Origin of the sequence: Roseomonas marmotae, from assembly GCF_017654485.1 — a bacterium.
In the GTDB taxonomy this organism is placed as follows: Bacteria; Pseudomonadota; Alphaproteobacteria; order Acetobacterales; family Acetobacteraceae; genus Pseudoroseomonas; species Pseudoroseomonas marmotae.
On sequence record NZ_CP061093.1, the window covers coordinates 45,827 to 72,797 of the forward strand.

The following is a 26,971-nucleotide window of genomic DNA, read 5'->3' on the forward strand; positions in this document are numbered from 1 at the left end:
CCGCTGCTCTTGTCGCGCGAAAAATCGCATCTGCCGGGAGTTCCCCGCCATGTCCGCCTCAATCATCGACCTTTCTGCGAAAAACCAACGTAGGGGCGGCGGCCGTATGCTGCTCTTCTGCCTGGGAGCGCTGCTGCTCTTGGGCGGCGCCGGCACCGCTGCCTGGACCCTGGTGCCAGGCCTTCCCGATTCCATGCGAAAAATTCTTCATTTCAGCATGGCTGCGGATGCCGGGGAGGAGGGCGCCCTGCCCCCCCTGGCCCGGCCCGTCTTCGTCGAGCTGCCGGAGATGACGCTGACCCTGCCCAATGCCGGCCGCCCACGTCAGCTGCGGCTGAAGCTGGCCATGGAGATGGTGCCCGACCCCGACCAGCCGTCGGAGCGGCTCAGTCCCCGCATCTATGACAGTCTGGTGCTCTATCTCCGCACGCTGCGGGACGGGGAACTCGACGGGGCTCTGGCCATGGACCGTCTGCGTGGCGACCTGCACCGCCGCCTCGACCTGCTGCTGGGCGAGGGGCGGGTGCGGGATGTACTGATCACCGGCCTGGTCCTGGCCTGACGCCATGAGCGGAACCGAGGACAATGGCGCCGCCGGGGAACCGGCGGAGGATCCGATGGCCGACTGGGGTGCCGCCGGCATGGCCATGGGCCAGGGCGACATCGACAGCCTCTTCGGCGGCCCCGATCCGGCGGCGACCGAAACGGCGCGTACCGGGCTGGAAGCTCTGGTCGGCGGCGCGGTGCGCCACGAGAAGCTGCCGATGCTGGACATCGTGGTGGACAGGCTGGCCCGGCTGCTGACCACCAGCATCCGCAAATTCACCGCCGACAATGCCGATGCCATGATCGACCGCATGCGCCCCGTGCGCGTCGGCGCCTTCCTGGACACCGTCACCCTGCCGGCGATGATCGGCATCATCCGCATCGAGGAATGGGACGGCTATTGCCTGGCTGCCCTCGATTCCCGGCTGATCGGCTCCATCGTCGATATCCTGCTCGGCGGCCGCCGCAATGCGGTGCAGCCGATCGAGGGCCGCCCCTATACGCCGATCGAGCGCGCCTTCGTCGAAAAATTCGTAGGCGTGCTCACGCAGGATATGGGCCGCGCCTTCGAGGCCGTCTCCCCCGCCACCTTCCGGCTGGAGCGGTTCGAGATCACGCCGGGCTATGCGCTGATCACCAAGCCCACCGCCGCCGCCCTGACCTTCCGCGCCGAGATCACCATGGAGGGGCGCGGCGGGCATATCGACTTCCTGCTGCCCTATGCCTCGATTGAGCCGGTGCGCGACCTGCTGAGCCAGGAGGTGCTGGGCAAGAAGGTCGGCGGCGACACCATCTGGCGCAGCCATCTGGCGGAGGAGCTGCCACGCGCCAGCGCGGAGCTGACGGCGGTGATCGACAGCCGGACCATGTCCTTCGCCGAGGTGGCGCGCTGGCAGCCCGGCTCCGTCATCGCGCTGGACCGTCGGCCCGAGGACAATCTGGATGTCTTCTGCCAGGGCCTGCTGGTCTGCCGCGCCCGCATGGCCGCGCGTGACGACCGCGTGGTGCTGCGGGTGGAGGATTGCGTGATCGAGAAGACCTGGCCCGGCGACACGCCCGTCCCCGAGGACCGCGGAGAAACCCTGATGGAGACGCCCCGATGACATTCGTGCAGATCCTCGACGCCGGCGCCATTGCGGTGCTGGTGGCGCAATCCGGCTGGATCCTCCTGCTCTATCGCCGGATGGGCCGGTTGCGCGTGGCGCTGGATTCCGCCGGCGATGTCATCGATCAGCTCGATGCCGCTTCCAGGCGGCTGGACGGTTCGGCCGGCGGCATCGTGCAGAAGGTGAAGGACGGCATCGGCGAGGTGGACAGCAAGATTCAGGCCTGCCGCCGCGTGGCGCAGGAGCTGACCGCCGCCTCCCGCCAGGCGGAGGAAGTGGCGGCGCGGCTGGACCAGGCACTGCGGCAGAACCGCCGGCTGCAGGCGGCCCGCGCCGCTGCGCCACCACGTGAGCTGGCCGAGCCGCTGGGCCTGGCCGAGCGCCTGGCCGGCCGCGCCCCACCACTGCTGGAACTTGCCGCCACTCCCTTGCCGGGCCATCCGGCATCGGACGAGGTGCTGGCCGAACTGGCGGTGGAGCGGCTGCTGGCCAGGGAAATGCCCTTTCCTGCCATGCCGGAGGCGGCGGAGCGGCGGGTCTTCCGCCTGACGCTGGACTGAGGCCGGGGAGATCGCATCCATGAGGATTGAGACAAGGACGTTCGGTCCGGCCGCCAGGCTCTTCGGACCCCGGCTGGGACTGCCGCTGATGGCCCTGGGGCTGGCGGCACTGCTGCCGGGACGGCTGGAGGGATTGACGGCGTTCCTGCCCGTCTGGCCGCCCGAGGCCATCGCTGCGCCGCCAGCCCCGCCGCCAGCGCCGCCTCTTCACCCTGTCGCCCTGCGCGAGGGGGTGGTGGCGCTGCCGCGTGTCTCCGAGACCCTGGCTGGCCCGGCACGCCCCAATCCGCTGGGCGAGGACCGTCCTGGCGAGGGCCGGTTGCTGCTGGAAGTCGGCCGCCGGCAGGCGGAGGTGGAGCGGCGCGAGCGCGCCGTGGAGCTGCGCGAGGCCCGCCTGCAGGCCGCCGAAGATTTGGCCCGCGCGCAGATCGCCGAACTGACGCGGCTGCGGCAGGAGATGGAGCAGCTGGTGGTGCGGGAGGGTTCGGCTGCCGAGGCTGATCTCGAGGCGCTGGTGGCGCTCTACGTCAATATGCGGCCACAGCAGGCGGCGAAGGTGTTGGACAAGCTGGAGGCGCCGCGCGCCGCCATTATCCTGCTGAAGATTCCGGAGCGGCAGGCCGGGCCGATCCTCGCCAATATGGAGCCGCTCTCGGCCCTGGCGGTGACGCAGGAGATCGCCGGGCGGCGCGACGCCTTCCGGCGCTAGGGCCGGCGGGTCCGTGGCGCCCGGCGACGGGCGCCGGCAGGACGCCAACCGGGCGGGGGTGAGCGCCCCGCCCGCGGCCTTCAGGCGGCGGAGACCATGCCGCCGCGGCGGATCATTCCTTCCGCCCAGGCCGGGATGACGGCGCGGCAGCCCTCCGGCCCCAGCAGCGCATAGCCGCCCTCCGCCAGCGCCGTGACGGCACCGCCCTGCCGATCGAGCCCGGAGAGCGGGAAGCAGAGGTCGCAATCCAGCAGGCTGGCCAGCCCGGGTTCCGCCATCCGCGGCAGGAGTCCACGTGCCAGCCGCAGCAGCGCGTCCAGCGACCCGGCGCTGGCCAGGGGCTGCGCCGGCTGCGGGCTATCCAGCCGCGCCAGAAGCAGTTGCCAGGCCAATTCCCCTTCGCCGTGCCGCAGGTCGATCTGCCAGCCCTGACGCCGGGCCCGCCACAGGCCGCCGCCGGGCTGGAAGGCCAGTGCCTCCCCGCCCAGGCTTTCGGGCGGGATGGGCAGGGCCACGCGGATGCGCAACCCGCGCAGCCGGGCAGCGATGCGCCGTTCCTGCCGTTGCCGCAGCCAGAGCGCCAGGCCAAACAGCGGCAGCGGCGCGGCGGCCCAGGGCTGCGGCACGGCCAGCCCTGGCAGGGCGCCGAGCGCGGCACCGGCGCCGGCCAGCGCGATCAGGGCGGTGGAAGTCAGCAGGCTGAAGCCGTGTTGGCGCTGCGGCGGCATGGCGGCACTCCGCGAGGATGGGTTTTCCGCTGGCCAGCCTGCCACGTGGGATCGTAATATTTCGCGAATTTTCGCACGAAATACGGGTTTTATGCGAAAATCTTTTGACGAGGCCCGCTCCCCTTGCGAAGAAAGATCATCCCCTAACCTGCCAGAAAGGCTCCCCATGCCGATGCAGACCCTCCCGAACGAGATCGCCCAGAACAAAGCCGCACCCTGGCCCGCCCTGGGCGAGGCCGCCATGGTCAAGGCTGCCGCGCTGGGCCGGCGAGACGGGCTGGCCGGCCGCTTGCGCGATTTCAACCTGGAGGAAAGGGAGGGCGGGCTGGCTGTGGTCGATGCCGCACAGCGCGAGCCGATGCCGGGCGCCCCGCTGTCCTGGCAGCATTCCCGGCTAATGCTGGCGGCAGTACGCCAATGCTATGCCGCCGGCCTGCACCACGGCGCCGATGTGCGACGGGAGAAGGAGCGCCGCGCCGCCACGGCCGCTTAGTGTCAGGAAGACCCATATTCGGCGATAACCGCACTGGCTCGCCGCTCGATCGGCGAGCCAGTGCGGGCGAACAGTATGTCTGTCTGAGCCAGCACCGTGCCGATGCGCCGCAGGTCGAGGATGTCGAACGGCAGGAACCCGAGTTGGTGCAGATGCGCCACGATCTCCGCCATACGCGGCGCGCCAGCATTGTAATCGACCAGCGAGACTTCCAGCAGGATCAGCTCGGTGCGGTCCAGGACCGTCTTCGCTCCGGCCAGGACATCAAGTTCGGCACCTTGCACATCGAGCTTCAGAAACACGTTCTTCCGCTGCACATGCGACGCGAGTGCTTCGTCGAGCGTACGCATTGGCAGCGTGACCTCCTGGCGCGCGAATGCCGTATTCTCGGCGTAGAGGGATGAGCCCGTCTCGGCCAGGAAGAACGGCACGCTCTCGGCACGGCGGGAACCGAGCAGGCCGCTCACCACCTCGACGCGCCCAGGCGCAAGCGCCGCGGCCTGGTGCAGCACTTCAGCCTTCTCCGGCTGTGCCTCCAGCATCACGAACTGCGCGCCGGGGAACAACGGGAGCGCCATGCGCGTCCAATCGCCGCGATAAGCGCCGATGTCGACGACCAGGTCCGGTGCATAGCCAAACCGCTGGACACGCCGCAATCCGGCCTCCACGCGGTTTTCCATCGCGTTGGCCAGCGGTTCGAGATCCGGGTGATTGCTGAGCTTGGAGAGCCAGTACCGCCCGGTACGCGAAACGGCAAGGTTACGTGCCAATCTGCCTAATACGCTCGACCTCAGCGCCATAGCCCCTCGCCCCGCCTGGTGAGAATCCTATGGCAGTTTCGTTTTTATTTGTGAACAATATTCAGCCGGCGCTGGGATCGCGATCATCGCGATGCCTGTGCCCAGGCTGATCTTGATAGCCAGGTGTCTCGACCGGGCTCGCATGGACTGACAAGCATGCACGAGCGGATCGGCGCCGCCAGCCGAGGCGATAAGCTGGTGTTCCAGATGCTCGGAGTGCTAGCCGGGTGATCTTCCACCAGATGGCCGAAAGGGATTCAGCGCGTGGACGCCCGCGTACAGGTGGAGGGCGTCTTTGCCTGCGAGGTGGAACCGTAACCCGCCAGCGAGACGGTGACACCGTAATGGAGCACGCTCGAAGACCGCGGCCACGGCATGGAGTGATCGCGGTTCACGACCCATAGGCCCGCTGCGCCGAGGCCGCATGGCCGGGCATGGGCTCCTGCCGCAGCGCCTCCAGCAGCGGGGCGGGCAGGCGGGTGCTCTCGCCGGGCGCGGTGCCGGTCTCCTGGACCGCCTGCCCCCGCCCCATGCGGCTGAAGACCTCGACCAGCGCCGAGGCCATCATCCGCTCAGGCGTATGGGCCACGCGGGCCGGGGCGCCGCTGCCCCACCAGAAGGGCTCGGCGCTGGCGATGGCTTCCCCCGGCTGGGTCGCGCTGGTGACAGCGGCGAATTCCACCGGCCCCTTCGGTGCCTCTAGGCCGAGTTGGGCATAGACCCTCCCCACCCGGTCGCGGATTCCATCCAGGAACTGGCGGGCGGATAGCGGCGCGCCATCGCCGCCATGGAACAGCCTGGCATTGGCCCGCGCGGCGCCGGGCAGCAGGTCGGCTGCGGCGCGGGAAGGGTCCTCGGCCACGGCGCGCAGCAGCTTGTCGGCGCCGGCCACGCCCAGGAAATGGCCGAGATACAACTCCCCCACATCCGGCTTGCGCCCCAGCGCGGGGGTCAGCGCCTCCGACACGTCCTTCAGATGCTCGGCGCCCAGCCGCGCGGAGAGTTCGGGATCGTCGCGCAGCGCCAGGATGCGGGCGCGCTCCGCCGGCTCGGTCACGGAGAGGCGGCCGGAGGCGGTGCGAATGATGCCCTCGGCCTCCCGCGCCAGCCCATGTGTGGCGCCGTGGCGGTGCACCACATCCAGCCAGGTCTGGTCGATGAATTGGAAGAGCCCGCGCGCCGAGGAACCGGGCGCCTGCGCGGCAGGCTGGAAGCCGCTTTCGATGGCGGCCTTGGCGGCCAGCACGCCGAAGCCGACGCCTGTGCTTTCCGCCGCGCCCCGCAAGGCGCCGGCGACGGGCCGGGAGAGGCTGTAGCGGCCCAGCGTCTCAGCCGTGCCGCCGGCTTCCGGCATGACGCGGGTAAGGCGCGGGCTGTCCTGCGGGGGGAGCACACTGGGAACCATGAGACCTCCGGCGGGTGTATGCGAAAAACTTCTGTAGCACGTTGTGATGCGAAATGATAAGAGCAAAACCCTGGCACCCCCCGCGTCACAGGCAAGGCCCCCGCATCGATGATCCAGCTCGCCGGAATCCTCGGAGTCTTCGTCGCCATCTTCGGCGGCTATCTCATCGCCGGCGGCCATATGGCCGTGATCCTGGGCGCCCTGGGGCCGGAGCTTCTGATCATCGGCGGTTCCGGCCTGATGACCATGCTCATCGCCAATGACGGTGCCGGCGTCCGCAAGATCCTGAAGTCGCTGGGCCAGGTCTTCAAGGGCCCGCGCTGGAAGAGCACCGACTACAGCGACCTGCTGAGCCTGCTCTACCTGCTGCTGCGGACGCACCAGAAGGAGGGCGCGGCGAAGCTGGAGAAGCATATCGAGAAGCCGGACAGCTCCTCCATCTTCTCGCGCTATCCGCGGCTGGCACGCGATGCCGCGGTCAGCGGTCTGGTCTGCGACACGATGCGGACCATCACGCTGAACAACAAGGATCCCCATCTCGTCGGCGAGATGATGGAGGCCACTATCGAAAAGCGCGCGGCCGAGGATATCAAGCCCGCCAGGGCGTTGCAGACGGTGGCCGATGCCTTTCCCGCGCTCGGCATCGTCGCCGCCGTGCTCGGCATCATCAAGGCGCTCGGGGCCATTTCCGAAAGTCCGGAGGTGCTGGGCCATATGATCGGCTCCGCGCTGGTCGGCACCTTCCTCGGCGTCTTTCTCTCCTATGGCCTGGTCGGGCCCATGGCCGCGCGCCTGAAGAGCATCTTCGAGGAGGAGCGGCGGATGCTGGATGTCGCCCGCGCGGTGATCACCAGCTACCTGCAGAATCTCTCGCCGCAGATCTGCGTCGAGGTCGGCCGGCAATCGGTGCCGACCAAGTTGCAGCCGAGCTTCGACCAGATGGAGGAACAGCTGCGCACTGCCGCCCGGTTCAGGACCGATGCCGAAGGTGGGGGCGAGTAAGCCCGATGCGCCGCTCCCTGCTGCTGGCCTCGACGCTGCTGACCCAGGCGGCGCTGCTGTCCCTGCCCGCCGCCGCCCAGCCGGTGCCGGCCGTAATGACCGAGACCGCGGCGGTGCGGCTGCGGAGCGGGCAGCATGCCGACCGCGGCCGCGTGGTGCTGCATCTCGGCAAGATCCCGGCACACACTATGCGAAAAACAAGCAATGGGTTCGAGCTGCGGCTCCGCGGCCGGCATCGCCTCGACCTCGCGGGCACCCGCCCGCTACGCGAGGTCGCGGGCCTGGAAGCGCGGCAGGAGGGGGAGGAAACGGTGCTGCTGCTGCGCGGCCCCGCGATCCAGGCTGAGACCGGATCCTTCGACGGCATGCTCTATATCGACCTGCGCGCCAGCCCCCCGGGGTTGGAGGCGGCTCAGCGGAAGCTGCTGGAGGACGCCGTGCGGCTGAAGCTGATGCGGCCGGAACAGGCCGAGGCGCTGCTGCATGCAGCCCGTGGTGGAGAGACGCAGCCGGCAGCCACCCTGCCGCGCCCGCCCGAGCCCGCCGGACCGCAAGCCGCCGCCGCACTGCCGCCGCCCCCGAAGGCGACCGGCGATGATTTCGCGGCCCTGCGGGAAGCGGTGATCGCCAAGCTCGCCGTGCTGAACGGCCTGCGCCCTGCCGATATGCTGCCTTCGGCACCGTCACCGTCACCGTCTCAGCCCGCCACGCCAGCCCTGGTTTCAGGCCCGCCGGCGGCGGCTGCCCCTGCGCCTCCTCCCCCCGCACCTCCTCCCCCCCCGCCGCCGCCACTGCCTGCCCCTTCCTGCCCCGCCACCTTCTCCCTGCGGGGATGGACAGGCCCGCAGAGCTTCGCCGAGGCCCTGCCGGCGCTGCGCGCGGCCCTGGCACGCTCCGACCAGGGCACCACGGAAGCCGTCGCGCTGGCGGAATTCTATGCCGGCCATGAACTGGCACGGGAGGCGCTGGTGGTGCTGGAAGGCGCCAGGGGCGAGGCCCCCGCCGGCCTGCTGCGGGAGCGGCTGGAACGGGTGCGCGATGTCGCCACGCTGCTGCTGGGCCGCCCCATTCCGCCCCATTCCCCGCTGCTGGCCCCGGCCGCCGATTGCCAGCGGGAGGATCTGCCGCTGTGGCAGGCGCTCGCCGCCATGGCCGGCGATGGCGCGGCCCTGGCGCCGTTGGCCCCCCGCGCCCGCGCCGCGCTGCGGGAGGTGCCGCAGGCGCTGCGCCTGTCTTTTGTGCAGCGGCTGGCCGATGCGGTGGAGAATGACCCGGCCACGCTGCGCATCCTGCTTGGCGCCATCCGCGCCGATACCGGGCTCAGCCCCACCCAGGCGGCGGCGCGCAACTGGCAGTATGCGCGCCTCGCCCGGCAGGAAGGCAACCGGGCGGATGAGCAGCAATATCTGGAACAGGCGCTGCGTGGCGGTGGCCGCAGCCTGCCGGAGATCCAGGCCCGTGCCCGGCTGGCGGCGCTGAACCTGGGCCGCCCGGGCGCCGAGGGCCGGCGGGCGGAGGCGCAGATCAACGATACCCTCCGCACCTATCGCTACGAAGCGCTGGGGGAGGAAGCCGCCATGGCCTATGCCGACCGCCTGCTGGAGCAGGGGGCGCTGGGCGCCGCCCTGGCGGTGGCCGATGGCGCCAGCCAGGCCTCGGCGCGTCCGGGCGTGGAAAGCCGCGGCGCGCGTCTGGCCGCCACGGCGCTGCGCCGCCTGCTGGCCAACCCCGCCCCGGATGGCCAGCACCTGCCGCCGCCGGATGAGCGGCTGGGCCTCTTCTGGCAGTATGAGGGCTATGCCACTCCGGGCGAGCGCGGCGACGACATCCGCCTGGCCGCCGTGACCCTGCTGCTGCGCCAGGGCCTGGCCGAGACGGCGCGCGACCTGGCGCAGCAGATCACCCCCGCGACGATGCAGAGGCCAGAGGCCATGCTGCTGCTGGCGCGGGTGGAGGCCCTGGCGGCGCAGGGCGATCCCCGGCGCGCGCTGGCGCTGCTGGCCAGCCTGCCGCCCGACGAGGCCAGCCGCCGCGTCGCCGCCGAGGCCCTGGCCCGGCTGGGACGGATGGAAGAGGCGGCAGCGCAGCTCGAGGGGCTGCGCGACACCGGCGACCTCTCCCGCCGGGCGGAACTGCTTTTCCAGGCCCGGTCCTGGCGTGCCGCCGGCGCGGCCTATGGCGCCCTGCTGCGCGACCCGGCCCTGCCCGCTCCCGCGCGGGAGGAGGCCACGGCGCGGCTGGCCACCGCCGCCGCCCTGGCGCGGCAGAAGGCCGATGTACCGGCCGAGTTGCTGGCGCCGGAAACCGGGAGCGCGGCCATGCTGCGCCTGACCGACGCCCCGCCTTCCTCCACCAGCGGAATCGGCGGGCTGCATGGCGCCCTCGCCCGCAGCCGGGAGATCGAGGCCCTGCTGCCATCCGAAGGGCTCCGCTGAGATGGAAGGTCCCGGCATCATCGGCCTCTCCGGCCAGATGGCACTGCGCCAGCAGCTGGATGTGGTGGCCAACAACATCGCCAATGCCAGCACCACCGCCTATCGGGGCGACCGCATGCTCTTCCAGTCGCATATCAGCAGGCTGGATGTGCCGGGGCGCGAGGTCGCCTTTGTGCAGGACCGTGCCACCTATCTGGATAGCCGCCCCGGCAGCGTCGCCTCCACCGGCAATCCGCTGGATGTGGCGATCGACGGCAATGCCTTTCTGGCGGTGGAGCGGCCCGGCGATGCCGGGCGCGGCTATACGCGCGACGGCAGGCTGCGTATCGCGCCCGACAATGGCCTGGTCGATATCGCCGGCCGTCCGGTGCTGGATGAGGGCGGCGGCCGGATCCTGATGCCCGAGCGCTTCTCGAGCATTGAGATCCGCGCCGACGGCACCTTGCTCGCCGTCAATGAAGGCCGGACGGAACAGGTGGCGCGTATCGGCCTGTTCCAGGCCGCCGAGCCCCGCGCCATCCGCAAGGCCGGCGACGGGCTGCTGGAAATTCCCGAAGGCGATGCGCGCCCGCTCGACCCTGCCTTGCGCGAGGCGCGGCTGGTGCAGGGCGCGCTGGAAGGCTCCAGCGTGCAGCCCATCACTGAGATCGCCAGTCTCACCGCGTTGCAGCGCGCCTATGACAGCGTGCAGCGCATCGTCGCGGATGACGACAGCCGCATCCGCAGGATGATCGAGGCGCTGGGGCGCCCGAACTGAACCGCATCAGCCAGGAGAGATCACCATGCGCGCCATGAGCATCGCAGCCACCGGCATGCAGGCCCAGCAGACGAATGTCGAGGTCATTGCCAACAATATCGCCAATGTCTCCACCACCGCCTTCGCCCGCCGCAAGGCGGAATTCCAGGACCTGATCTACCAGTCCTCCGAACGCGTCGGCTCCTCCTCCTCAGAGGCAGGCACGGTGCTGCCGGTGGGCACGCAGATCGGCCTGGGCACGCGCAACGCGGCGGTCAACCGCGTCACCCTGCAGGGCACGCTGACGGAAACCGGCAACAAATACGATCTGGCGCTGGAGGGGCGCGGCTATTTCGGCATCACCCTGCCCGACGGTACCATGGCTTATACGCGCGACGGCAGCTTCAAGCTCTCGCCCGAGGGGCAGATCGTCACGACCGAAGGCTACCCGCTGGAGCCCGCCATCACCGTCCCGCAGGACGCCAAGGATGTGACCATCAACCAGGCGGGCGAGGTCATCATCACCGAGGCCGGCGGGCAGCAGCAGAATGCGGGGCGCATCGCCCTCTATCTCTTCGCCAACGAGGCGGGGCTGGAAGCGACGGGCGGCAACAAGTTCCTGGAGACCGAGGCGTCCGGCCAGCCCAATGCGGGCCTGCCCTCGGACCCCGGCTATGCCAAGCTGCGGCAGAGCTACCTGGAAGCCTCCAATGTGAATGTGGTGCAGGAGATCACGCAGCTGATCCAGGCACAGCGGGCCTATGAGATGAACTCGAAGGTCATCGAGGCCAGCGACCAGATGATGCAGACCGCCAACAACGTCCGGTAAAGGAGACGAAGGATGCGCGCCTTTCCCATCGGCGCGGCGCTGCTGGCGGCGTCGCTCTGCCATCTGCCCCCGGCCCATTCGCGCGAGGTCTGGCACGCCATGCGCGACCTGCAGCCGGGCGACCTGCTGCGGCCCCAGGATATCGACCCGGCCGAGCCGCGCCGCGACAGCACGGGCTTCATCGAGGCCAGCCAGGACATCGTCGGGCAGGAGGTGAAGCGCCGCATCCGTGCCGGCACCGCCATCCCCGCCCGCGCCATCGGCGAGCGCGCGCTGGTGCGGGCCAGCCAGCCGGTGCGCGTCTTCTGGAAGGCCGGCGGCCTGTCGCTGGAGATGCAGGGTAAGGCACTGGAGGACGGGCCGCTGGGCAGGGAGATCCGTGTCCATAATCCCGGCAGTGGCCGCACCATTCGCGCCCAGGTCGTCTCCGAGGGCACGGCCGAGATTCTGGGCGCACCCTGATTTCTGCGAAAATACAGGAAAGGACACGGGGATGACGACGACCGCGGCACGCCCATCGGCGGCACGCGCCCTGGCGGTGGCCGGACTGCTGCTGACGCTCGCCGCCTGCGACAGCTGGGGGCATATCCAGCGCCCGCCACCGATCTCGGCTCCCGGCTCGCTGGACGGCATCCCCGCGGCGGGGGAGCCGGACAGCCCGCTGGCCGTCGCCACGCGTCCGCGGCTGGAAGGCACCGGACCCACCGCGCCGGGCTCGCTCTGGCGCCCGGGCAGCCGCACCTTCTTCCGGGACCAGCGGGCCCGCGCGGCGGGCGACCTGCTGACCGTGGAGATCGAGATCGACGACAGCGCGCAATTTGACAACAAGACCGATCTCGACCGCGATACCACGCAAAGCCTGAAGCTGCCGGCGCTCTTCGGCCTGCAGGGCTATCTCTCCCGCGCCTTCGGCGGCAGCACCGACCCGGCGCTGAGCGTCGGCGGCGGCAGCAGCACCAGTGGGGAGGGCAGGGTACGGCGCACCGAGAAGATCCGCCTGCAGGTGGCGGCGACGGTGGTGCGCGTGCTGGCCAGCGGCAATCTGGAGATTGCCGGCTCGCAGGAAATCCGAGTCAATGACGAGCTGCGGGAATTGCAGCTGCGCGGCCTCGTGCGGCCGGAGGATATCCGTCCGAACAACCGCATCGCCTCCGAGAAGATCGCCGAGGCCCGCATCTCCTATGGCGGGCGCGGCACCTCCTCCGACATGCTGCGGCCGCGTTGGGGCCAGCAGGTGCTGGACCGCGTGCTGCCCTACTGATAGCGGGCGGCGGCGGCATCCAGCGCAGCGCACAGCCGTTCGGCGGTCGCGGCCTCCAGACCGCTGGCCAGCAGCAGGGGCGGCGCACCGTCCCGCCGCTCCTGCCACAGCCGCGCCTCGGCAGCGCGCTGGCGGGCGGCGACGGCGGCGGCCAGCCCATGGATGCCGGTGGCGCCGGCAGGTGGCGCGGTCTCCGGCCGCTCCACCCGGCGCCCGGCCAGGGCATCCCACGACGGGCGCTCGCCCCGGACTTCCAGCCCGGCATCATCCAGCCGCAGGGTCACGGCCCGGCGCCCGCGCAAGGCACGCCGCAGCGCCCCGCCCGCCAAGGCCAGGATCAGCAGCGCGCAGCCGGCCGCGGTGAGGGAGAGCGGATCGCGCCGCCCGGGATTCAGCAGCACCGCCAGGGCCGGCAGGCCGAAGAGCCCGCCCAGCAGCACGGCGGCGGCGATGAAGCCGGGTTCGGGCTTGGCCGGGCGGATCTCGAAGAGCGTGGCATTGCCTTCGGCGCGGATGGTGAAGCGGCTGCTCTCGGTCCGTGGCATCGGCTCGGTCTTGGCTTTTTTGGAGGCTAGCGCGGAACGATGATGGCGGCGAGAGCGCCTTTGCGCTTGCATACCGGCCGGCAAATCATTGCCATGCCTGCATCCCCGCCCAGGAGCCCGATGATGACCGGCGACCCGCCGCAGGACAGCTGGCCCAGTTCGCCCTGGGAGGGAGAGGAGGAGGCGCCGCGTCCTCCCTGGGCCAGTGGCCCCGCCCCGGCGGCGCCGCTGCCCGCCGAGGCGCTGTTGCGCCCGCTGGCCGAGGCGGAGGATGCGCTCTCCCGCCTTGATGCCCTGGCGGGGGCCGCGGCGCCAGCGGTGCAGGCCGGTCTCGCGGCCCGGATGGCGCTGGCGGAGGCGGCCGGCTGGCTGGCGGTCGAGGAGATCTGGGTGCATCCGCGCGACCTGGCGCTGCGCGAGGCGCGGCTGACCGGCTCCACCGCGGCCGCCCTGGCGGGGGAGAGGCTGGCCGCCGCCCTGCCCTCCACCTTGCGGGAGGCCGAGGCCGCGCCGGCCGAGCCTCCCGCCGATGCCGCGATCGAGCAGGGCCTGGCCCTGGCCCGCGTCCTGCGCCGGCTGGCGACCCTGCAGACCGTCGATCCACTCGATTCCGCCGAGGCCTTCTCCCATGCCATCGGCCCGCTGGGGCCGGCGCTCTGGCCGGCCGCCTCCCACGTCCCGGGCGTGGCGGCGCCGGATTTCGCCCAATGGCGCGCGGGCTTCCTGAAGGCCGGGGAAGATGCGCCGGCCCTGCTGGCCGCCGCGCGCGGCGCCGCCGCCTGGGCGCGCGAGGCCGCCGAGGCCGATCCGGCCCGCCCCGGCGCCTTGCAGGCCCTGCTGGTGGCGGCAGTGCTGGTCAAGCGGCGCGGCCGGCTGCGGCATGTGCCCTTGCCCTTCTGGTGCGCCTTCACCGGGCGGATGCGGCGGCAGCGTCCGCGCCTGCAACAGCCCGGCTGGCCCCTGGCCTTCCTGGATGAGGTGGCGGAGGGCGCGCGGCGGGGTCTCTCGGAACTGGACCGGCTGAATGCCGCCGCCGCCCGCGCCGCCGCCCTGGCCGCGAAGGAGCGCAGTCACGGCCAGGCCGGCAAGGCCGCTGAGATCGCGCTGCGCCAGCCCGTGCTGACGGCGGCTGGGCTGGCGGCGCAGCTGGGTGCCACACCCCAGGGGGCGCTGCTGATCATCAAGCGGCTGATGGCCGCGGGCATCCTGCGCGAGGCCACGGGCCGCGCCAGCTTCCGCGCCTTCGTGGTCTGAGCCTCGGCCTTGCGGCCAGATGGCTGGCCGCGCTAGCCTCATGCGAAATTCTATGACGGAGCGGCGGATGGCCGACCTGACCCCGCGCCTGCGGCGGCTCACACGCTGGGCGGAGCTGGACCGGATGCTGCCGGCACTGGGCCGGCCTTCCGGCAAGGCTGCCCAGGCCCTGGCAGAAGCGCTGCTGCGGCTGGCGAAGCGGGAGGGCGGGGGCCTCGGCCTGAACCCGGCGGTGCTGGGGCGGCTTTCGTCACGGCTGGATGCACAGGGCCTGCGGCTGGAACATCCCAGCTGGCAGGCCATGACGGCCGTCCTGGCCGGCGCCGCGCCGGCCACCTTCCAGGCGGGGGAGGCCATGCCCGCCGCGCTGGCCGTGGCCGCGCTGCGGATCAGTCACGGCCATGCGGCGGCGATGCGCTGGCTGCTCACGACTGTCACCGCCCTGCCCGGTACCGCGGCGCTGGATGCCAGGCTGCACGAGACACTGTGGCGGCTGGACCTGTTGCGGGCTGATGCCGGCATGGCGGCCTGGGCGCCGGACCTGCCGCCAGCGCAGCAGCTCCGCGCGCTGCGGCTGCTGGGCCTCACCGCCCGCCGCCCCATGCCCTATAGCCAGGCGCTGGTCGAGCATCTGGCGCTGCCCTGGATGGCGCGCTGCACCGTGACAGGCGAGGCGGAACCGGCCCTGGTTCTGGAGGGCCTGCTGACCGAGCACTGGCTGAAACGCGAGGAATCAGAGGCACATTACGCACGCTGGACCAGCGCCTGGACACCCGGCCTCTTCGCACTGGGCCGTGCGGCGCAGGCACCGGAACACCGGCCCGGCCCGGCGGGCGACGGTCCTCCACCCCTGGCTTTCATCGTCCATAACGGCGTGCTGCTGGCGCATACCGAGGTGCTGCTGCTGGCCCTTCGGCGGCTGCAGCAACGCGGCGATGCCGGCTTCCGCCCGCAGATCTGGGTGCTGGGCGAGATGGAGGAGCGCTTTCACGCGGCATTCTCGGCGGCGGGGGCGGAGCTGTACGCCCTGGGCGCCTGGTGTGCCGGCCAGGGACTGGCCGCCCGACTGCACCGGTTGAGGCGGGAGCTAGCGGCACGAGGCTGCGAGGCCGCCGTCTGGCTCTGCCACCCTCATCTCCTGGCCTATGCCGCCGGGCTCGGCATCGCGCCGCGCCTAGCCTGGTGGTCGTTGAAATACCACCCGCCCATCCCTGGCCCGGATCTGCGGCTCTGCCAGGCCGGCGGTGAGCCGATGGCGGCCGTCACCATCCGCGGCCAGTCCTGGCACATCCTGCCCCTGGGCTTCATGGCGGTGCCGCCAGGGCCGGAGGCCCGGGCCGAGGCGGCGCGCCTGCGGGCCGGACTGCCACCCGATGCCGTCCTGCTCTCCACCGTGATGCGGATCGACAAGATGGACTCGCCCGCCTTCTGGGAGACCGCCGCCGCGATCCTGAAACAGGCGCCCCAGGCCATCTGGCGCTATGCCGGCCAGCAGGATCTGCCTGGGCTGCGCGCCTGCCTGGAGCGCCATGGGGTGGCCGGGCGGGCGCAGTTCGTCGGCTGGGTCAACCCGGCGGTGGAGGCGGCGCTGGCCGATCTCTACCTGGATGGCTGGCCGGTCGGCTCGGGCGCCACGGCGGCCCAGGCCATGATGGCCGGCATTCCCTATGTCTTCCGCGTGGCGGAAGCGGCGATGGATGGTTCGACGGGCGTGATGGACACGCTCTGGCTGCTGCCGCGCCGGCGCGGCGCGCTGGGGCCGGAGGCGGAGGCCAGCTTCCTCGCCTGCTTCGCTGAATCGACGGGCTCGCTGCTGCGGCAGCCGCGGGATCAGGAGGAACAGGTGCGCTGGGCGCTGGACCTGATCGCTGATGCCGCCTTGCGCCGCCGCACCGGCGCCGCCTTCCAGCGTTTCGCCAGCCGCCATGTCTGCAACCCGGAGGGACTCGCGGAGGGGCTGCGGCGCGCGGCGGCGCAACTGCTCCCTGGCCGGAGCTTTGCGAAAAATATTTGCGTGGAGGTTCCAGCCCTCTAGTATCGCCGCCGGTCGAGCCGTCCTGCCCCGAGAACGGTAGTGCGAAAAAGAGAGACATGCCGGAAGCCCTTCATCTCCGCCCTGCCCCGCAGCTCCCCCTGCCCATGCGGGCGCCCTCGCCAGCGGCCACGCGGCCCGAGGGGTTTGAGATGCTGGTCGATGCCTTCGTGGCCGACGATGCACCAGATCTCTTCAACCGTGCCGCTTTCCATCGCCTGCACCGGCATCGCCCGGGCATCGGCGCCGGCGCCTTCCTGCAATGGCGGCAGGGCAGCTCGGGCCGCATCTGCGCCACCTTCCAGGCGTTGGAGACCGAGCCCGGATATTTCGCCAGCCCCGGACGCGGCTCCTATGGCGGATTCGATCTCGCCGGGGATCTGGGCTGCGCCGAGATCGCCGACTTCGTCACCGCGGCGGAGGCGCATCTGCAGGAGCTGGGGGCGCGGCGGCTCGGCCTGGTGCTGCCGCCTTTCTGCTACGCCCCCGGCCGCGCGGCGCTGGTGCTAAGCACCCTGCTGGGCGCCGGCTATGTGGTGGAGCGGCACGAGCTCAACCAGTCCATCGACCTGCAGCACGCAAGGCTGTCCTCCAGGCGCAACTACCTGATCAGCCGGGCGCGGCGCGAGGGGCTGAGCACCACGCTGCTGGCGCCGCGCGACTACCAGGAAGCCCATGCGGTGCTGGTGGAGAGCCGGGAGAAGAAGGGCCTCACGCTCAGCATGAGCTGGCCCGACGTGGCGGAGATGGCCGAGGCTTTTCCCGATGCCCTGCGCGTCTTCGGCGCCTATCACGGCGGCAGCATGGTCGCGGCCGCCATCTGCATCGCGGTCAATCCCCGCCAGCTCTACGTCTATACCTGGGGCGAGCGGCGCGGCAGCGAGCCGCTGAGCCCGGTGACGCTGATCGCCGACACGCTCTACCGCCATGCCCGCGCCGGTGGCTTCCAGCGGCTCGACCTCGGCGCCTCATCCATCGGCGGCGTCGTCAATCACGGCGTGTACGCCTTCAAGAAAAGCCTCGGCGCCACGCCGTCGGTGAAGCTGTTCCTCGGCAAGACGCTGAGCTGGAGATCCTGATGTCCCTCGTCCTGAACCGCGACTACTCCAACACCTATGATCCGGAGGCGGATTTCGACCGCTGGTACACCATCTTCGCGGCACGGCGGATCGCGCCGCGCCTGGGGCGGGGCACGCGCATCCTGGAAGCCGGATCGGCCACCGGGCTGCTGACCGCCGAACTCTGCGGCGAGGGGCGGCAGATCACCTGCATCGAGCGTTCCGCCAGCTATGCCGCGCTGGCCCGCGCGCGAGGCCTGCCGGGTGTCACGGTGGTGGAGGCGCAGCTGGAGGAATTCGCGGCCGAGGGCGGCTTCGACCATGTGCTGGCCACCAACCTGCTGCATGAATTTCCAGATCCCGCCGCCATCCTGGCGCGGTTGGCGGCGCAGCTGGCACCGGGCGGGCTGATGCATGTCACCCTGCCCAACCCGCGTTCCCTGCACCGGCTGGTGGCCTTGCATGCGGGGCTGCTGGAGGATCTCTGCGCCATGCACCTGCCACCGCCCAACGAGCAGCATTTCCGCCTGCATGAGGCGGCCGAGGTGGAGGCCATGGGCCGTGCCTGCGGGCTGGAACTGCTCTCGCGCGAGGGCATTCTGGTCAAGCCGCTGCCGAATGCGGAGATGGCCCGGCTTCCGCCGACGGTGCTGGAGGGTTTCGACGCCCTGGCCGCCGGATTGCTGCCGGAGCATGGCGCGGTGACCTATTTCCTGTTCCGCCGCCATGGCTGAACCGCTGCATGTGGTGGGCGGCTCCGTCGCGGCCCTGGTGGCAGCGCTGACGGCGGCGCGGCACCGGCCAGTGGAGCTGTATCTGGATCCGGCCCGCGCGGGCGGCGGCTTCGCGGGCCTGCGCCTGGGGGGCTCCTGGCTGCCCCTGGGCATGCGGCTGCTGGAGCTGGATTACGAGGACCCGCTGGAGGCGCGGCGGCCACTGGCGGATTACGACCCGGCGCGGGACGACCACCGTCCCTTCATCGACGTGCTGCGCCGCCATTTGGAGGAATGGCTGGGGCCGGAGCTGATAGCCGCTCCGGCACCGGAAATGCTGTGGGAGGGGCGCCGCACGACCTGCGCCCTGACCAGTGCCGATATCGCCACCTTGCCACCGCTGATGGCCCCCTCCCTGCGCGCCCGCATCGCCGCCGAGGCCGGGGCCCTGTTGCGGGACCCCGCACCGCCGGCCTGGCGCTTCCTGCCCGGCCGTGCCGCGCGACTGGAGGCGGTGGGGCTGGAGGCGGCCTCCCGCGACAACCATGGCGCCACCCTGCACAGCATGCTGCTGGCGCCACTGGCGGCGCGGGTGGACCCGACCGGCTGGGCCGCCTGCCCGGCCACCGAGCGCCGCAAGCTCTGGGCAGCGCTGTTCCATCCGCGCACGGTGCTGGAGGCCTTCCGCGACGGCCGCACCAGTTTCCGTCCGCGTCGCCCCTTCGCCACGCTGCGGCGGGGCGGCATGGCCGGCGCGGTGCGGCGGATGCTGGCGGCGCTGAGAGCATCGCCGGCGGTGCGGCTGCACCGGGTCGGGCGCCTGACCGGACTGGCGCGGCGTGGTGAGGAACTCCTGCTGGATTTCGACGGCCGGCGCACCCGTCTGCCCACGCGCAGTGCCGCTTTCGGCCTGGGAGCGGAGGAGGCCTTCGCCGCCGCGGGGCTGGCCTATGCGCCCAACCGGCTGCGCGCCGGCTTTGCCTGGATGGCGGTGCGGGAGGCGGAGCTGCTGCACATCCCTTCCGCTTTGCTGCTCTGCGGCGCGGGCGCCCCTGCCTTCCGCATCTCCGATGGCGGGATGGTGGCGCCGGGGGAGCGGCGCCTGACCATCGAGTTTGGCGATATGGCGGCCGCGCCGGGGGCCGATGCGGCCCGCGCCGCGCTGGAGGCGGCGGGGCTGCTGCGACCGGGCGCCGCGCCACGGCTGCTGCATGCCCTGGCCGGCCCCGCGCAGGTCGCGCCCAGCGAGGCCAACCGTCAGGCGCATGAGACGGCCGCGACAGCCTTCCGCACGGCTCTGGGCGGGCGGCCACGCATTCTCGGCGGCGCCCGGCGCTTCGGCTTCGAGAGCTTCAACGACCAGATGGTGGACGGGCTGCATTGCGGGCAATGCCAGGGGTGAAGCCAGCCTGACAGGGCCACGCGGCGCGGCGGGGTGGCGCCTGCCATAGCATCCAGGCCGGACAACCCGGCCCGCCCCGGCACGTTGAAGGACGAGCTTCGCGCCATCCGGCCCGCCGCCAGCGGCTGGCCGGAAGCCTTCGTCCCGACCCCCATCCGGCCCCACCCGCTCCTGCCCGCCGGTGCGGCCGGCGCCCAGGAGCATGCCCCATGAGCGCCATCAACCCCCTGATCCCCCCCCGGGCGCAGCACCCGGGACATCCGGCGACCGCCATTCCCATCATCCTCACCATCAACGGCCGGCGGCAGGAGTTGCATGTGCAGCCCTGGACCTCGCTGCTGGACCTGCTGCGCGAGGAGCTGGCGCTGACCGGTACCAAGAAGGGCTGCGACCACGGGCAATGCGGCGCCTGCACCGTGCTGCTGGACGGGCAGCGGGTGAATTCCTGCCTCGCGCTGGCCGTCACCAAGGATGGCGCCGAGATCACGACCATCGAGGGACTGGCCGAGGCCGATGGCACCCTGCATCCGCTGCAGGAGGCCTTCATCGAGCATGACGCCTTCCAGTGCGGCTATTGCACGCCCGGGCAGATCTGCTCGGCGGCGGGGCTGCTGCGGGAGGGGCATGCGCAGAGCCTGGAGGAGATCCGCGAGCAGATGAGCGGCAATATCTGCCGCTGCGGCGCCTATCCGAATATCGTCGCCGCCATCGACGCGGTGCGGCGGAACGGGGGGGCGGAATCGTGAACCGCTTTTCCTATAGCCGTCCACAGGATGTCGCCGAGGCCCTGCGCGCGATCGGGGCGGATGGAAAATTCATCGCCGGCGGCACAAACCTTGTCGACCTGATGAAATACGATGTCGAGCGGCCGCGCCAGCTCGTCGATATCGCCCGCATCCCCGGACTGGACCGGATCGAGGCGCTGCCGGAGGGTGGGCTGCGGATCGGCGCGCTGGTGACGAATTCGGCGCTGGCCTATGCCGAGGAGGTGCAGCGGGATTATCCGCTGCTCTCGCGCGCCATCCTCTCCGGCGCCAGCCCGCAGCTGCGCAACGCCGCCACCACCGGCGGCAACCTGCTGCAGCGCACGCGCTGCTACTATTTCTACGACGCCGCCACGCCCTGCAACAAGCGCGAGCCCGGCACCGGGTGCCCCGCGCGCACGGGCGTCAACCGCATCCATGCCATCCTCGGCGCCAGCGAGCACTGCATCGCCACGCATCCTTCCGACATGGCCGTCGCCCTGGCGGCGCTGGAAGCACGGGTGCGCGTGGCCGGTCCGGGGGGCGAGCGCGTCATTCCCATGGCCGAGTTCCACCGCCTGCCCGGCGACCGGCCGGAGATCGACACCACCCTGGCGCGGGACGAGATCATCACGGCGGTGGAGCTGCCGGAGGCGCGCTTCCCCCGCCACTACACCTACCTGAAGCTGCGGGACCGGCAATCCTATGCCTTTGCCCTCGTCTCCGTGGCCGTGGGGCTGGAGATGGAGGGCGAGACCATCCGGCGCGCGCGCATCGCGCTCGGGGGCGTGGCGCACAGGCCCTGGCGGGTGCCGGAGGCCGAGGCGCTGCTGGCCGACCAGACTGCCGGCCGCGAGGCCTTCGCCGAGGCGGCGGCGCGGCTGCTGCATGGCGCGCGCGGCCATGGCCATAACGACTTCAAGATCGAACTGGCGCGCCGGGCCATCGAGCGGGCCCTGGCGCAGGCCGCAGCGGGCCGTCCGCAGGGCCTGGCCGACAAGCGCATCGCCTGAGGAGGAGCGGAGCATGACCTATATCGGCACTCCCCGCAGCCGCGTCGACGGCCGCGCCAAGGTGACGGGCGCAGCGCGCTACGCCGGCGAATTCACCGCGCCCGATCTGGCGCATGGCTATGTCGTAAGCGGCGCCATCGCCAGGGGCCGCGTGCTGGCAGTGGAGGCGGGCGCCGCCCGCGCCATGCCCGGCGTGCTGGCGGTCCTGACGCATGAGAACCGGCCGGACACGGCCCGGCTCAGCAGCAGCTACCGCGACGAGGTGGCGCCACCCGGCTCGCCGCTGCGGCCGCTCTACAACAACCGCATCCAGCACAGCGGCCAGCCCGTGGCGCTGGTGGTGGCGGAGGATTTCGAGACGGCGCGGGACGCTGCCTCGCTGATCCGCGTCGTCTATGAGGCGGAGCCGCATCAGACGGATCTGGAGGTGCAGCGCCATAAGGCCTATGTGCCGCCCCGGAAGCGCACGGGCATCTCGCCCCCGCCCAATCCGCGCGGCGATGCCGATGCCGCCCTGGCCGCCGCGCCTGTGACGGTGGAGCACGAATACCGCATCGCCTTCGAGCACCATAATCCCATGGAGCCACATGCCACCACGGTGATCTGGGAAGGCGGCGGCCGGCTCACCGTGCATGACAAGACCCAGGGCGCGCAGAACAGCCAGAGCTATGTCACCAATGTCTTCGGCCTGTCGCAGGACATGGTGCTCGTGGTCTCGCCCTATGTGGGAGGCGCCTTCGGCTCCGGCCTGCGGCCGCAGTACCAGCTGCATCTGGCGGTGATGGCGGCGCTGGCGCTGAAACGCTCCGTGCGGGTCTCGCTGACGCGGGACCAGATGTTCACCTTCGGCTACCGCCCCGCCACCATCAACCATGTGGCGCTGGGCGCCGATCGCGATGGCGGGTTGCAGGCGGTGAAGCACGCCGTGGTCGCCAATACCTCGACCTATGAGGACTATCAGGAGGTCGTCGCCAACTGGTCCGGCCTGGCCTATGCCTGCGAGAATGTGGACCTGCAATACCGGCTGGCGCAGACCGACCTCCATACGCCGCTGGACATGCGCGCGCCCGGGGCGCCGCTCGGCATGTTCGCGCTGGAATCGGCCATGGACGAGCTGGCCCATGCGCTGCGGATGGACCCTCTGGCGCTGCGCCTGCGCAACTATGCCGAAACCGACGGCAATACCGGGAAACCCTTCACCAGCAAGGCGCTGCGGGAGGCCTACCGGCTGGGCGCCGAGCGCTTCGGCTGGTCCCGCCGCAGCCTGGCGCCGCGTTCCATGCGGGAGGGGCGGGAGCTGATCGGCTGGGGCATGGCCACCGGCCTCTGGGAGGCCTCGGTCGAGAAGACCAGCGCGCGCGCCACTCTGCTGCTGGATGGGCGGCTGGAGGTGGCGACCGCCACGGCCGATATCGGCACGGGCACCTATACCATCCTGGCCCAGATCGCCGCCGAGACCATGGACCTGCCGATGGAGCAGGTGACGGCGCGGATCGGCGATTCCTCCCTGCCGGCCTCACCGGTGCAGGGCGGTTCCTGGACCGCGGCCTCGGCGGGCTCGGCAGTGCAGACGGCCTGCCATAAGCTGCGGGAGGAGTTGTTCAACCATGCACGGCGCATGGAGGGCTCCCCACTCGCCAATGCAGATCTGCAGCATGTGGTCTTCTCGCAGGGGCGGATCGCGCTGCACAGCGATCCCGCCCGCGCAGTCAGCTACGCCGATGCGATGCGCGCCGCCGGGTTGCAGAAGCTGGAGGTTGAGGAGACCGCCCAGCCCGATCCGAAAGTCCAGCAGGAATATTCCTCCTATACACATGCCGCCGTCTTCGCCGAGGTGCGGGTGGATGAGGAACTGGGCACGGTGCGCGTGACGCGCATCGTCGATGCCGTCGCGGCCGGTCGGATCATCAATCCCAAGACGGCGCGCAGCCAGATCATCGGCGGCGTGGTCTTCGGCATCGGCATGGCGCTGACGGAGGAGACGATGGCGGACCATGCGCTCGGCCGCTTCATGAACCACAACCTGGCCGAATACCATGTGCCCGTGAATGCCGATGTGCCGGAGATCGAGGTGATCTTCGTCGAGGAACAGGAGGACAAGGCCAATCCGCTGGGCGTGAAAGGCCTGGGCGAGATCGGCGTGGTCGGCACGGCGGGAGCCATCGCCAATGCCATCTTCCATGCCACGGGCAGGCGTGTCCGGGATCTGCCGATCACGATCGACCGGATGATCGGCTAGCCGGCCGCTCCCTGTCCCGCCCGCGCCCGGGTTCCGCGACGCGTCTGGCGGTGCCACCCCTGACCCGGGCGGTGGTGGCACCAAAGCCCACTGTTCACCCTCCCGGACGCATGCCAAGCTGAAATCCGGGCATGGCGGACGGAGTGGTGCTCTCCGCCCGCATGGCCGGTCGCCGCCGGGCCCTGATCGATCCCACATCCATGCCAGGGGGCACCCCAGGGCGGGAGGCAGGTTCAGACCGCCGCGCTGGCACGGAATTGGCTAGCGATGCCGAGGAGCCAGTCGCCCACTCCGCTTCTTCCACTCTCGAGTTCAGGACCTTCGATGCTCTTACGCCGTATGTTTCTTGGTTCCGCCGGTGCCGTCGCCCTTGCCGGCGCGGCACGGTCCCAGCCAGCCTATCCCGACCGCCCGATCCGGCTCATCTGCCCCTATCCTGCCGGCGGCGCGACGGATGTGCTGACGCGTATCCTGGCGGAGGGGCTGCGGGAGCGGCTGGGCCAGCCGGTGGTGGTGGAGAACCGCTCGGGCGCGGGCGGGAATATCGGCGTGGATGTCGTCGCGAAGGCCGATCCGGATGGCTATGTGCTGGGCACGGCGCCGGTTGGCAACTTCGTCATCAACCCCTTCCTCTACAGCAACATGCCCTATGAGCCCATGCGCGACCTGACGCCGGTCTCACTGGTCTGGGAGGTGCCGAATGTCGCGGTGGTGTCGGAGAAGTTCGTCCCGGCGCGCACGCTGAAGGACTTCCTGGCCTGGGCGAAGGAGAAGAAGGGCGGGGTGGTCTATGGCACCTCCGGCGTGGGCACGACCGCGCATCTCTGCTCCGAGCTGCTGTTCAAGCGCGCGGGCGTGGCCTGCACCCATGTGCCCTTCCGCAGCGCGGCCCAGGTGATCCCGGCGATGCTGTCGGGCGACGTGGATTTCGCGATCGACAACCTGGCTTCCTATGCCGGCGTGATCCAGCAGGGCCAGATGGCGGCGCTGGGCATGACGACGGCCGAGCGCTGGCCGACCATGCCGCAGGTGCCGACCATGACCGAGGCCGGCATGCCCGGCTTCGTGGTCACGGCCTGGTCTGCGCTGATCGGGCCGGCGGGGCTTCCCGCGCCCATCCAGCAGCGGCTGGCCGCGGCGGTGCAGAGCGTGGCGGCCGACCCCGCGATCCAGCAGCGTTTCCTGGTCGCCGGCGGGCAGGCCCTGTCGACCACGCCGGCCGGGGCGCGGGAGCGCATGGAGCGGGAGCGCCCGATGTGGAAGGAAATGGTGGAACTCTCCGGCGCCCGGATGGACTGAGCGGAGGCACGGAGCCTGGCGGGGCCGATACGGCACCGCCAGCCTTCATCCCCCGGCGGCGCCAGAACGTCCGCGCCAGCCCCGCGCTGCCCGGTGCCGCATCATGACCCTGGCGGCCTCATGGGCAAGGGATCGCCTATCAGGCGGGCAGCGCGGCAGGCGGCATGAGCGCCAAGTGGCCGCTCCTGTTTCCGGCGGGTGCCAGGAGAGTCTTTCCCTCCACCGCCGCCCGCTTCCATGGCGCCTGCCGCTGTTCCGGCGGGCATCATCACCCGGATCAGGCCCCTTCTCCCGATCAGGATCCGTCCTGGCCTTCGTCGCCAAACATGTAGCCCTGCACGAACAGGATGTGCTCCCGCATCACGCGCCGCGCCTCCGTCCTGTCCCGCTGCCGGACCGCATCCACCATGGCGTGGTGCTGCACCTGCAGGATGGCGCGCCGCTCCGCCGTGTTCCCGCGCGCCTTGAGCTGCCCCCAATCCGTCTGCTCCCGCACCCGCGCGAGGGAGCGTGACATGGCGATGATGGCGCCGTTATGGGTGGCCAGGGCGAAGGCATCGTGCAGGGCGGCGTCCCACCGCTCGAATGCCGGCAGATCCCCCGCATCATCGGTGCCGCGCAGGCATTCCGTCATCCGCGCGATATCGGTCTGGGTGGCGCGGGCCACCGCCAGGGAGATCATTTCCGGTTCCAGCATCAGCCGGCACTCCACGACATCGGAAGGACTGAGCTCCTCCTCCCCCACCGGGGCCGCGCCAGGAGGAGCATTGCGGAAGGTCCCGCGCCCGACATGCCGGGTGATCAGGCCCTCGGCCTCCAGGGCCTCCAGGGCGCGGCGCACGGTATTGCGCGCGACGCCATAGCGCGTCCCCAGCTCCCGCTCCGTGGGCAGTTTCTCACCGATGGCCCAGCGGTCCTCACGCAGCTCGCGGGCCAGGAGGTTCCGCAGCGCGGCCGCCCCTCTGCGTTCCGCAACGTCCTGTGTCACGAGATCTCCCTTGACGAAATGAACCAATAGGAAGACCATACCGGAACATTGGTCTATAATAAACCTAAATTGGTATAGGAAGCGGCGTTATGAAGCTTGCGATGATCAAGCGCGGAGACAGTTCCTGCCTGGTGCGCGTGGACCAGTCCGGAAAGCGCTTCTGGCCCGTCGCCGACCTCGCCCCCGGCCTGCCGAAGGACATGGCGGGGCTGATCGCCGCCCTCTCCGGCGGCGCGGCGCTGCCCGAGCCCTCTGGCACCGGCGAGGCACTGGACCCCGCTCAGTTGCTCGCCCCGCTGCCCCATCCGCCACGCAACATCTTCTGCGTCGGCAAGAACTACCATGCCCATGCCAGGGAATTCGCCGGCAGCGGCTACGACTCCTCCTCCACCAGCGCGGCGGATGCCATCCCGAAGGCGCCGATCATCTTCACCAAGCCCTTCACCTCCATCTCCGGCCCCTGGGACGATATCCCGATGGTACCGGGCCTGGATGCCGAGGTGGATTACGAGGCGGAGCTGGCGGTGGTCATCGGCCGCGGCGGGCGCTGCATCCCGAAATCCTCCGCCATGGCCCATGTCTTCGGCTATACCGTGGTGAACGACGTCACGGCGCGGGACCTGCAGGGCAAGCACAAGCAATGGCTTCTGGGCAAGGGCATCGACGGCTTCTGCCCCATGGGCCCCTGGATCGTCACCGCCGATGAGCTGCAGGCCGATGCCATGCGCGTCACCTGCAGCGTCAATGGCGAGAAGCGGCAGGACGCGGTCACCGCCGACCTGATCTTCGACATCCCGACGCTGATCGAGACCATCTCCCTCAGCATGGCGCTGCTGCCGGGCGACGTGATCGCCACGGGTACGCCGGAAGGCGTCGGCATCGGCTTCAAGCCGCCGCGCTTCCTGCGTGACGGCGATGTGGTCGAATGCGCCATCGAGGGCATCGGCCAGATCCGCAACACCGTCCGCAAGGCGGATCCGGCGGCGCTGCGCGGCGCTGCCTGACGCGTGGCACGCCATGCGGCGTGCCATGGGAGGCGGGAGGCGAGGCCGGCGCAAGACCGGCCCGATCCCGG

26 protein-coding genes are annotated in these 26,971 nt (G+C 70.9%); 21 read left to right on the plus strand and 5 right to left on the minus strand.

Features of this window, described 5'->3' with window-relative positions:
• The first annotated feature begins 106 nt into the window (after positions 1-106).
• From IAI58_RS18250 to IAI58_RS18265, 4 genes are read left to right on the plus strand one after another with little or no spacing between them, the layout of a single operon-like run.
• The gene (locus tag IAI58_RS18250) at positions 107-562 is read left to right on the plus strand and encodes a flagellar basal body-associated FliL family protein (RefSeq protein ID WP_237182520.1); all 456 of its coding nucleotides are present in this window, start codon (positions 107-109) and stop codon (positions 560-562) included.
• Positions 563-566: 4 nt separating this feature from the next.
• The gene (locus IAI58_RS18255; RefSeq protein ID WP_207448689.1) at positions 567-1,649 is read left to right on the plus strand and encodes a FliM/FliN family flagellar motor switch protein; all 1,083 of its coding nucleotides are present in this window, start codon (positions 567-569) and stop codon (positions 1,647-1,649) included.
• Positions 1,646-2,212, plus strand: a complete 567-nt coding sequence (locus IAI58_RS18260; RefSeq protein ID WP_207448691.1) for a hypothetical protein — start codon at positions 1,646-1,648, stop codon at positions 2,210-2,212. The genes IAI58_RS18255 and IAI58_RS18260 overlap by 4 nt, the downstream gene beginning before the upstream one ends.
• Positions 2,213-2,231: 19 nt before the next feature.
• Positions 2,232-2,921 (plus strand): MotE family protein, encoded by a 690-nt coding sequence (locus IAI58_RS18265; protein WP_207448693.1) that lies wholly within the window; start codon positions 2,232-2,234, stop codon positions 2,919-2,921.
• Between the two features lie 80 nt (positions 2,922-3,001).
• Here IAI58_RS18265 and IAI58_RS18270 read toward each other — a convergent pair whose 3' ends face one another.
• Entirely contained in the window at positions 3,002-3,649 is a 648-nt protein-coding gene (locus tag IAI58_RS18270) for a hypothetical protein (RefSeq protein ID WP_207448695.1), read from the minus strand.
• A 166-nt stretch (positions 3,650-3,815) separates the two neighbouring features.
• Here IAI58_RS18270 and IAI58_RS18275 point away from each other — a divergent pair, with 166 nt between their 5' ends.
• Positions 3,816-4,142, plus strand: coding sequence for a hypothetical protein (locus IAI58_RS18275; RefSeq protein ID WP_207448697.1), 327 nt, complete (start codon positions 3,816-3,818; stop codon positions 4,140-4,142).
• Between the two features lie 2 nt (positions 4,143-4,144).
• On the opposite strand, the gene IAI58_RS18280 is transcribed toward IAI58_RS18275, so the two are convergent.
• A complete protein-coding gene (locus IAI58_RS18280; RefSeq protein ID WP_207448699.1) occupies positions 4,145-4,912 on the minus strand; it encodes an FkbM family methyltransferase in 768 nt (255 codons plus the stop codon).
• Between the two features lie 421 nt (positions 4,913-5,333).
• Complete coding sequence (locus tag IAI58_RS18285) at positions 5,334-6,347, minus strand: hypothetical protein (RefSeq protein WP_207448701.1); 1,014 nt, start codon at positions 6,345-6,347, stop codon at positions 5,334-5,336.
• Positions 6,348-6,455: 108 nt separating this feature from the next.
• Between IAI58_RS18285 and motA the strand changes: the two genes are divergently transcribed.
• The 6 genes from motA to IAI58_RS18315 are packed head-to-tail and all read left to right on the plus strand — an operon-like array spanning position 6,456 to position 12,610.
• Positions 6,456-7,349, plus strand: a complete 894-nt coding sequence (motA, locus tag IAI58_RS18290; protein WP_207448703.1) for a flagellar motor stator protein MotA — start codon at positions 6,456-6,458, stop codon at positions 7,347-7,349.
• 5 nt (positions 7,350-7,354) lie between these two features.
• Positions 7,355-9,784, plus strand: coding sequence for a hypothetical protein (locus tag IAI58_RS18295; RefSeq protein WP_207448705.1), 2,430 nt, complete (start codon positions 7,355-7,357; stop codon positions 9,782-9,784).
• A 1-nt stretch (position 9,785) separates the two neighbouring features.
• Positions 9,786-10,541 (plus strand): flagellar hook basal-body protein, encoded by a 756-nt coding sequence (locus IAI58_RS18300; protein ID WP_207448707.1) that lies wholly within the window; start codon positions 9,786-9,788, stop codon positions 10,539-10,541.
• Between the two features lie 25 nt (positions 10,542-10,566).
• Entirely contained in the window at positions 10,567-11,349 is a 783-nt protein-coding gene (flgG, locus tag IAI58_RS18305) for a flagellar basal-body rod protein FlgG (protein ID WP_207448709.1), read from the plus strand.
• Between the two features lie 12 nt (positions 11,350-11,361).
• The gene (flgA, locus tag IAI58_RS18310) at positions 11,362-11,811 is read left to right on the plus strand and encodes a flagellar basal body P-ring formation chaperone FlgA (protein ID WP_207448711.1); all 450 of its coding nucleotides are present in this window, start codon (positions 11,362-11,364) and stop codon (positions 11,809-11,811) included.
• A 31-nt stretch (positions 11,812-11,842) separates the two neighbouring features.
• On the plus strand, positions 11,843-12,610 hold the full coding sequence (locus IAI58_RS18315) for a flagellar basal body L-ring protein FlgH (protein WP_207448713.1): 768 nt from the start codon (positions 11,843-11,845) through the stop codon (positions 12,608-12,610).
• On the opposite strand, the gene IAI58_RS18320 is transcribed toward IAI58_RS18315, so the two are convergent.
• A complete protein-coding gene (locus tag IAI58_RS18320) occupies positions 12,604-13,155 on the minus strand; it encodes a hypothetical protein (protein ID WP_207448715.1) in 552 nt (183 codons plus the stop codon). The two genes, IAI58_RS18315 and IAI58_RS18320, sit on opposite strands and share 7 nt — an antisense overlap.
• Positions 13,156-13,275: 120 nt before the next feature.
• Here IAI58_RS18320 and IAI58_RS18325 point away from each other — a divergent pair, with 120 nt between their 5' ends.
• From IAI58_RS18325 to IAI58_RS18365, 9 genes are all read left to right on the plus strand, one after another.
• The gene (locus tag IAI58_RS18325) at positions 13,276-14,409 is read left to right on the plus strand and encodes a helix-turn-helix domain-containing protein (protein WP_208776181.1); all 1,134 of its coding nucleotides are present in this window, start codon (positions 13,276-13,278) and stop codon (positions 14,407-14,409) included.
• A gap of 67 nt (positions 14,410-14,476) precedes the next feature.
• Positions 14,477-16,444 (plus strand): hypothetical protein, encoded by a 1,968-nt coding sequence (locus tag IAI58_RS18330; protein WP_207448719.1) that lies wholly within the window; start codon positions 14,477-14,479, stop codon positions 16,442-16,444.
• Between the two features lie 56 nt (positions 16,445-16,500).
• Positions 16,501-17,520, plus strand: coding sequence for a GNAT family N-acetyltransferase (locus IAI58_RS18335; RefSeq protein ID WP_207448721.1), 1,020 nt, complete (start codon positions 16,501-16,503; stop codon positions 17,518-17,520).
• Entirely contained in the window at positions 17,520-18,233 is a 714-nt protein-coding gene (locus IAI58_RS18340; protein ID WP_207448722.1) for a class I SAM-dependent methyltransferase, read from the plus strand. The genes IAI58_RS18335 and IAI58_RS18340 overlap by 1 nt, the downstream gene beginning before the upstream one ends.
• The gene (locus tag IAI58_RS18345) at positions 18,226-19,614 is read left to right on the plus strand and encodes a serine/threonine-protein kinase (RefSeq protein WP_207448723.1); all 1,389 of its coding nucleotides are present in this window, start codon (positions 18,226-18,228) and stop codon (positions 19,612-19,614) included. Before IAI58_RS18340 ends, IAI58_RS18345 begins: the two co-directional genes overlap by 8 nt.
• Before the next feature lie 209 nt (positions 19,615-19,823).
• Positions 19,824-20,360 (plus strand): (2Fe-2S)-binding protein, encoded by a 537-nt coding sequence (locus tag IAI58_RS18350; RefSeq protein WP_207448725.1) that lies wholly within the window; start codon positions 19,824-19,826, stop codon positions 20,358-20,360.
• Positions 20,357-21,370 (plus strand): FAD binding domain-containing protein, encoded by a 1,014-nt coding sequence (locus tag IAI58_RS18355; RefSeq protein WP_207448727.1) that lies wholly within the window; start codon positions 20,357-20,359, stop codon positions 21,368-21,370. Before IAI58_RS18350 ends, IAI58_RS18355 begins: the two co-directional genes overlap by 4 nt.
• A 13-nt stretch (positions 21,371-21,383) precedes the next feature.
• Positions 21,384-23,609 carry a xanthine dehydrogenase family protein molybdopterin-binding subunit gene (locus IAI58_RS18360; RefSeq protein ID WP_207448729.1) on the plus strand — a complete coding sequence of 742 codons (2,226 nt, stop codon included), beginning with the start codon at positions 21,384-21,386 and terminating at the stop codon, positions 23,607-23,609.
• Positions 23,610-23,933: 324 nt separating this feature from the next.
• A complete protein-coding gene (locus tag IAI58_RS18365) occupies positions 23,934-24,908 on the plus strand; it encodes a Bug family tripartite tricarboxylate transporter substrate binding protein (RefSeq protein WP_207448731.1) in 975 nt (324 codons plus the stop codon).
• 295 nt (positions 24,909-25,203) lie between these two features.
• On the opposite strand, the gene IAI58_RS18370 is transcribed toward IAI58_RS18365, so the two are convergent.
• The gene (locus IAI58_RS18370) at positions 25,204-25,896 is read right to left on the minus strand and encodes a FadR/GntR family transcriptional regulator (RefSeq protein ID WP_237182953.1); all 693 of its coding nucleotides are present in this window, start codon (positions 25,894-25,896) and stop codon (positions 25,204-25,206) included.
• 89 nt (positions 25,897-25,985) lie between these two features.
• On the opposite strand from IAI58_RS18370, the gene IAI58_RS18375 reads away from it, so the two are divergent.
• The gene (locus IAI58_RS18375; RefSeq protein ID WP_207448735.1) at positions 25,986-26,900 is read left to right on the plus strand and encodes a fumarylacetoacetate hydrolase family protein; all 915 of its coding nucleotides are present in this window, start codon (positions 25,986-25,988) and stop codon (positions 26,898-26,900) included.
• The last annotated feature ends 71 nt before the right edge of the window (positions 26,901-26,971 follow it).

What these genes read in the sequence shown, in the direction of transcription:
- IAI58_RS18285 (WP_207448701.1), bottom strand. Translation starts at nt 6,347, where the DNA reads ATGGTTCCCAGTGTGCTCCCCCCGCAGGACAGCCCGCGCCTTACCCGC.
- IAI58_RS18340 (WP_207448722.1), top strand. Translation starts at nt 17,520, where the DNA reads ATGTCCCTCGTCCTGAACCGCGACTACTCCAACACCTATGATCCGGAG.
- flgA (WP_207448711.1), top strand. Translation starts at nt 11,362, where the DNA reads ATGCGCGCCTTTCCCATCGGCGCGGCGCTGCTGGCGGCGTCGCTCTGC.
- IAI58_RS18300 (WP_207448707.1), top strand. Translation starts at nt 9,786, where the DNA reads ATGGAAGGTCCCGGCATCATCGGCCTCTCCGGCCAGATGGCACTGCGC.
- IAI58_RS18270 (WP_207448695.1), bottom strand. Translation starts at nt 3,649, where the DNA reads ATGCCGCCGCAGCGCCAACACGGCTTCAGCCTGCTGACTTCCACCGCC.
- IAI58_RS18320 (WP_207448715.1), bottom strand. Translation starts at nt 13,155, where the DNA reads ATGCCACGGACCGAGAGCAGCCGCTTCACCATCCGCGCCGAAGGCAAT.
- IAI58_RS18350 (WP_207448725.1), top strand. Translation starts at nt 19,824, where the DNA reads ATGAGCGCCATCAACCCCCTGATCCCCCCCCGGGCGCAGCACCCGGGA.
- IAI58_RS18250 (WP_237182520.1), top strand. Translation starts at nt 107, where the DNA reads ATGCTGCTCTTCTGCCTGGGAGCGCTGCTGCTCTTGGGCGGCGCCGGC.
- IAI58_RS18325 (WP_208776181.1), top strand. Translation starts at nt 13,276, where the DNA reads ATGATGACCGGCGACCCGCCGCAGGACAGCTGGCCCAGTTCGCCCTGG.
- IAI58_RS18330 (WP_207448719.1), top strand. Translation starts at nt 14,477, where the DNA reads ATGGCCGACCTGACCCCGCGCCTGCGGCGGCTCACACGCTGGGCGGAG.
- motA (WP_207448703.1), top strand. Translation starts at nt 6,456, where the DNA reads ATGATCCAGCTCGCCGGAATCCTCGGAGTCTTCGTCGCCATCTTCGGC.
- IAI58_RS18360 (WP_207448729.1), top strand. Translation starts at nt 21,384, where the DNA reads ATGACCTATATCGGCACTCCCCGCAGCCGCGTCGACGGCCGCGCCAAG.
- IAI58_RS18295 (WP_207448705.1), top strand. Translation starts at nt 7,355, where the DNA reads ATGCGCCGCTCCCTGCTGCTGGCCTCGACGCTGCTGACCCAGGCGGCG.
- IAI58_RS18335 (WP_207448721.1), top strand. Translation starts at nt 16,501, where the DNA reads ATGCCGGAAGCCCTTCATCTCCGCCCTGCCCCGCAGCTCCCCCTGCCC.
- IAI58_RS18375 (WP_207448735.1), top strand. Translation starts at nt 25,986, where the DNA reads ATGAAGCTTGCGATGATCAAGCGCGGAGACAGTTCCTGCCTGGTGCGC.
- IAI58_RS18255 (WP_207448689.1), top strand. Translation starts at nt 567, where the DNA reads ATGAGCGGAACCGAGGACAATGGCGCCGCCGGGGAACCGGCGGAGGAT.
- IAI58_RS18345 (WP_207448723.1), top strand. Translation starts at nt 18,226, where the DNA reads ATGGCTGAACCGCTGCATGTGGTGGGCGGCTCCGTCGCGGCCCTGGTG.
- flgG (WP_207448709.1), top strand. Translation starts at nt 10,567, where the DNA reads ATGCGCGCCATGAGCATCGCAGCCACCGGCATGCAGGCCCAGCAGACG.
- IAI58_RS18315 (WP_207448713.1), top strand. Translation starts at nt 11,843, where the DNA reads ATGACGACGACCGCGGCACGCCCATCGGCGGCACGCGCCCTGGCGGTG.
- IAI58_RS18260 (WP_207448691.1), top strand. Translation starts at nt 1,646, where the DNA reads ATGACATTCGTGCAGATCCTCGACGCCGGCGCCATTGCGGTGCTGGTG.
- IAI58_RS18275 (WP_207448697.1), top strand. Translation starts at nt 3,816, where the DNA reads ATGCCGATGCAGACCCTCCCGAACGAGATCGCCCAGAACAAAGCCGCA.
- IAI58_RS18365 (WP_207448731.1), top strand. Translation starts at nt 23,934, where the DNA reads ATGCTCTTACGCCGTATGTTTCTTGGTTCCGCCGGTGCCGTCGCCCTT.
- IAI58_RS18265 (WP_207448693.1), top strand. Translation starts at nt 2,232, where the DNA reads ATGAGGATTGAGACAAGGACGTTCGGTCCGGCCGCCAGGCTCTTCGGA.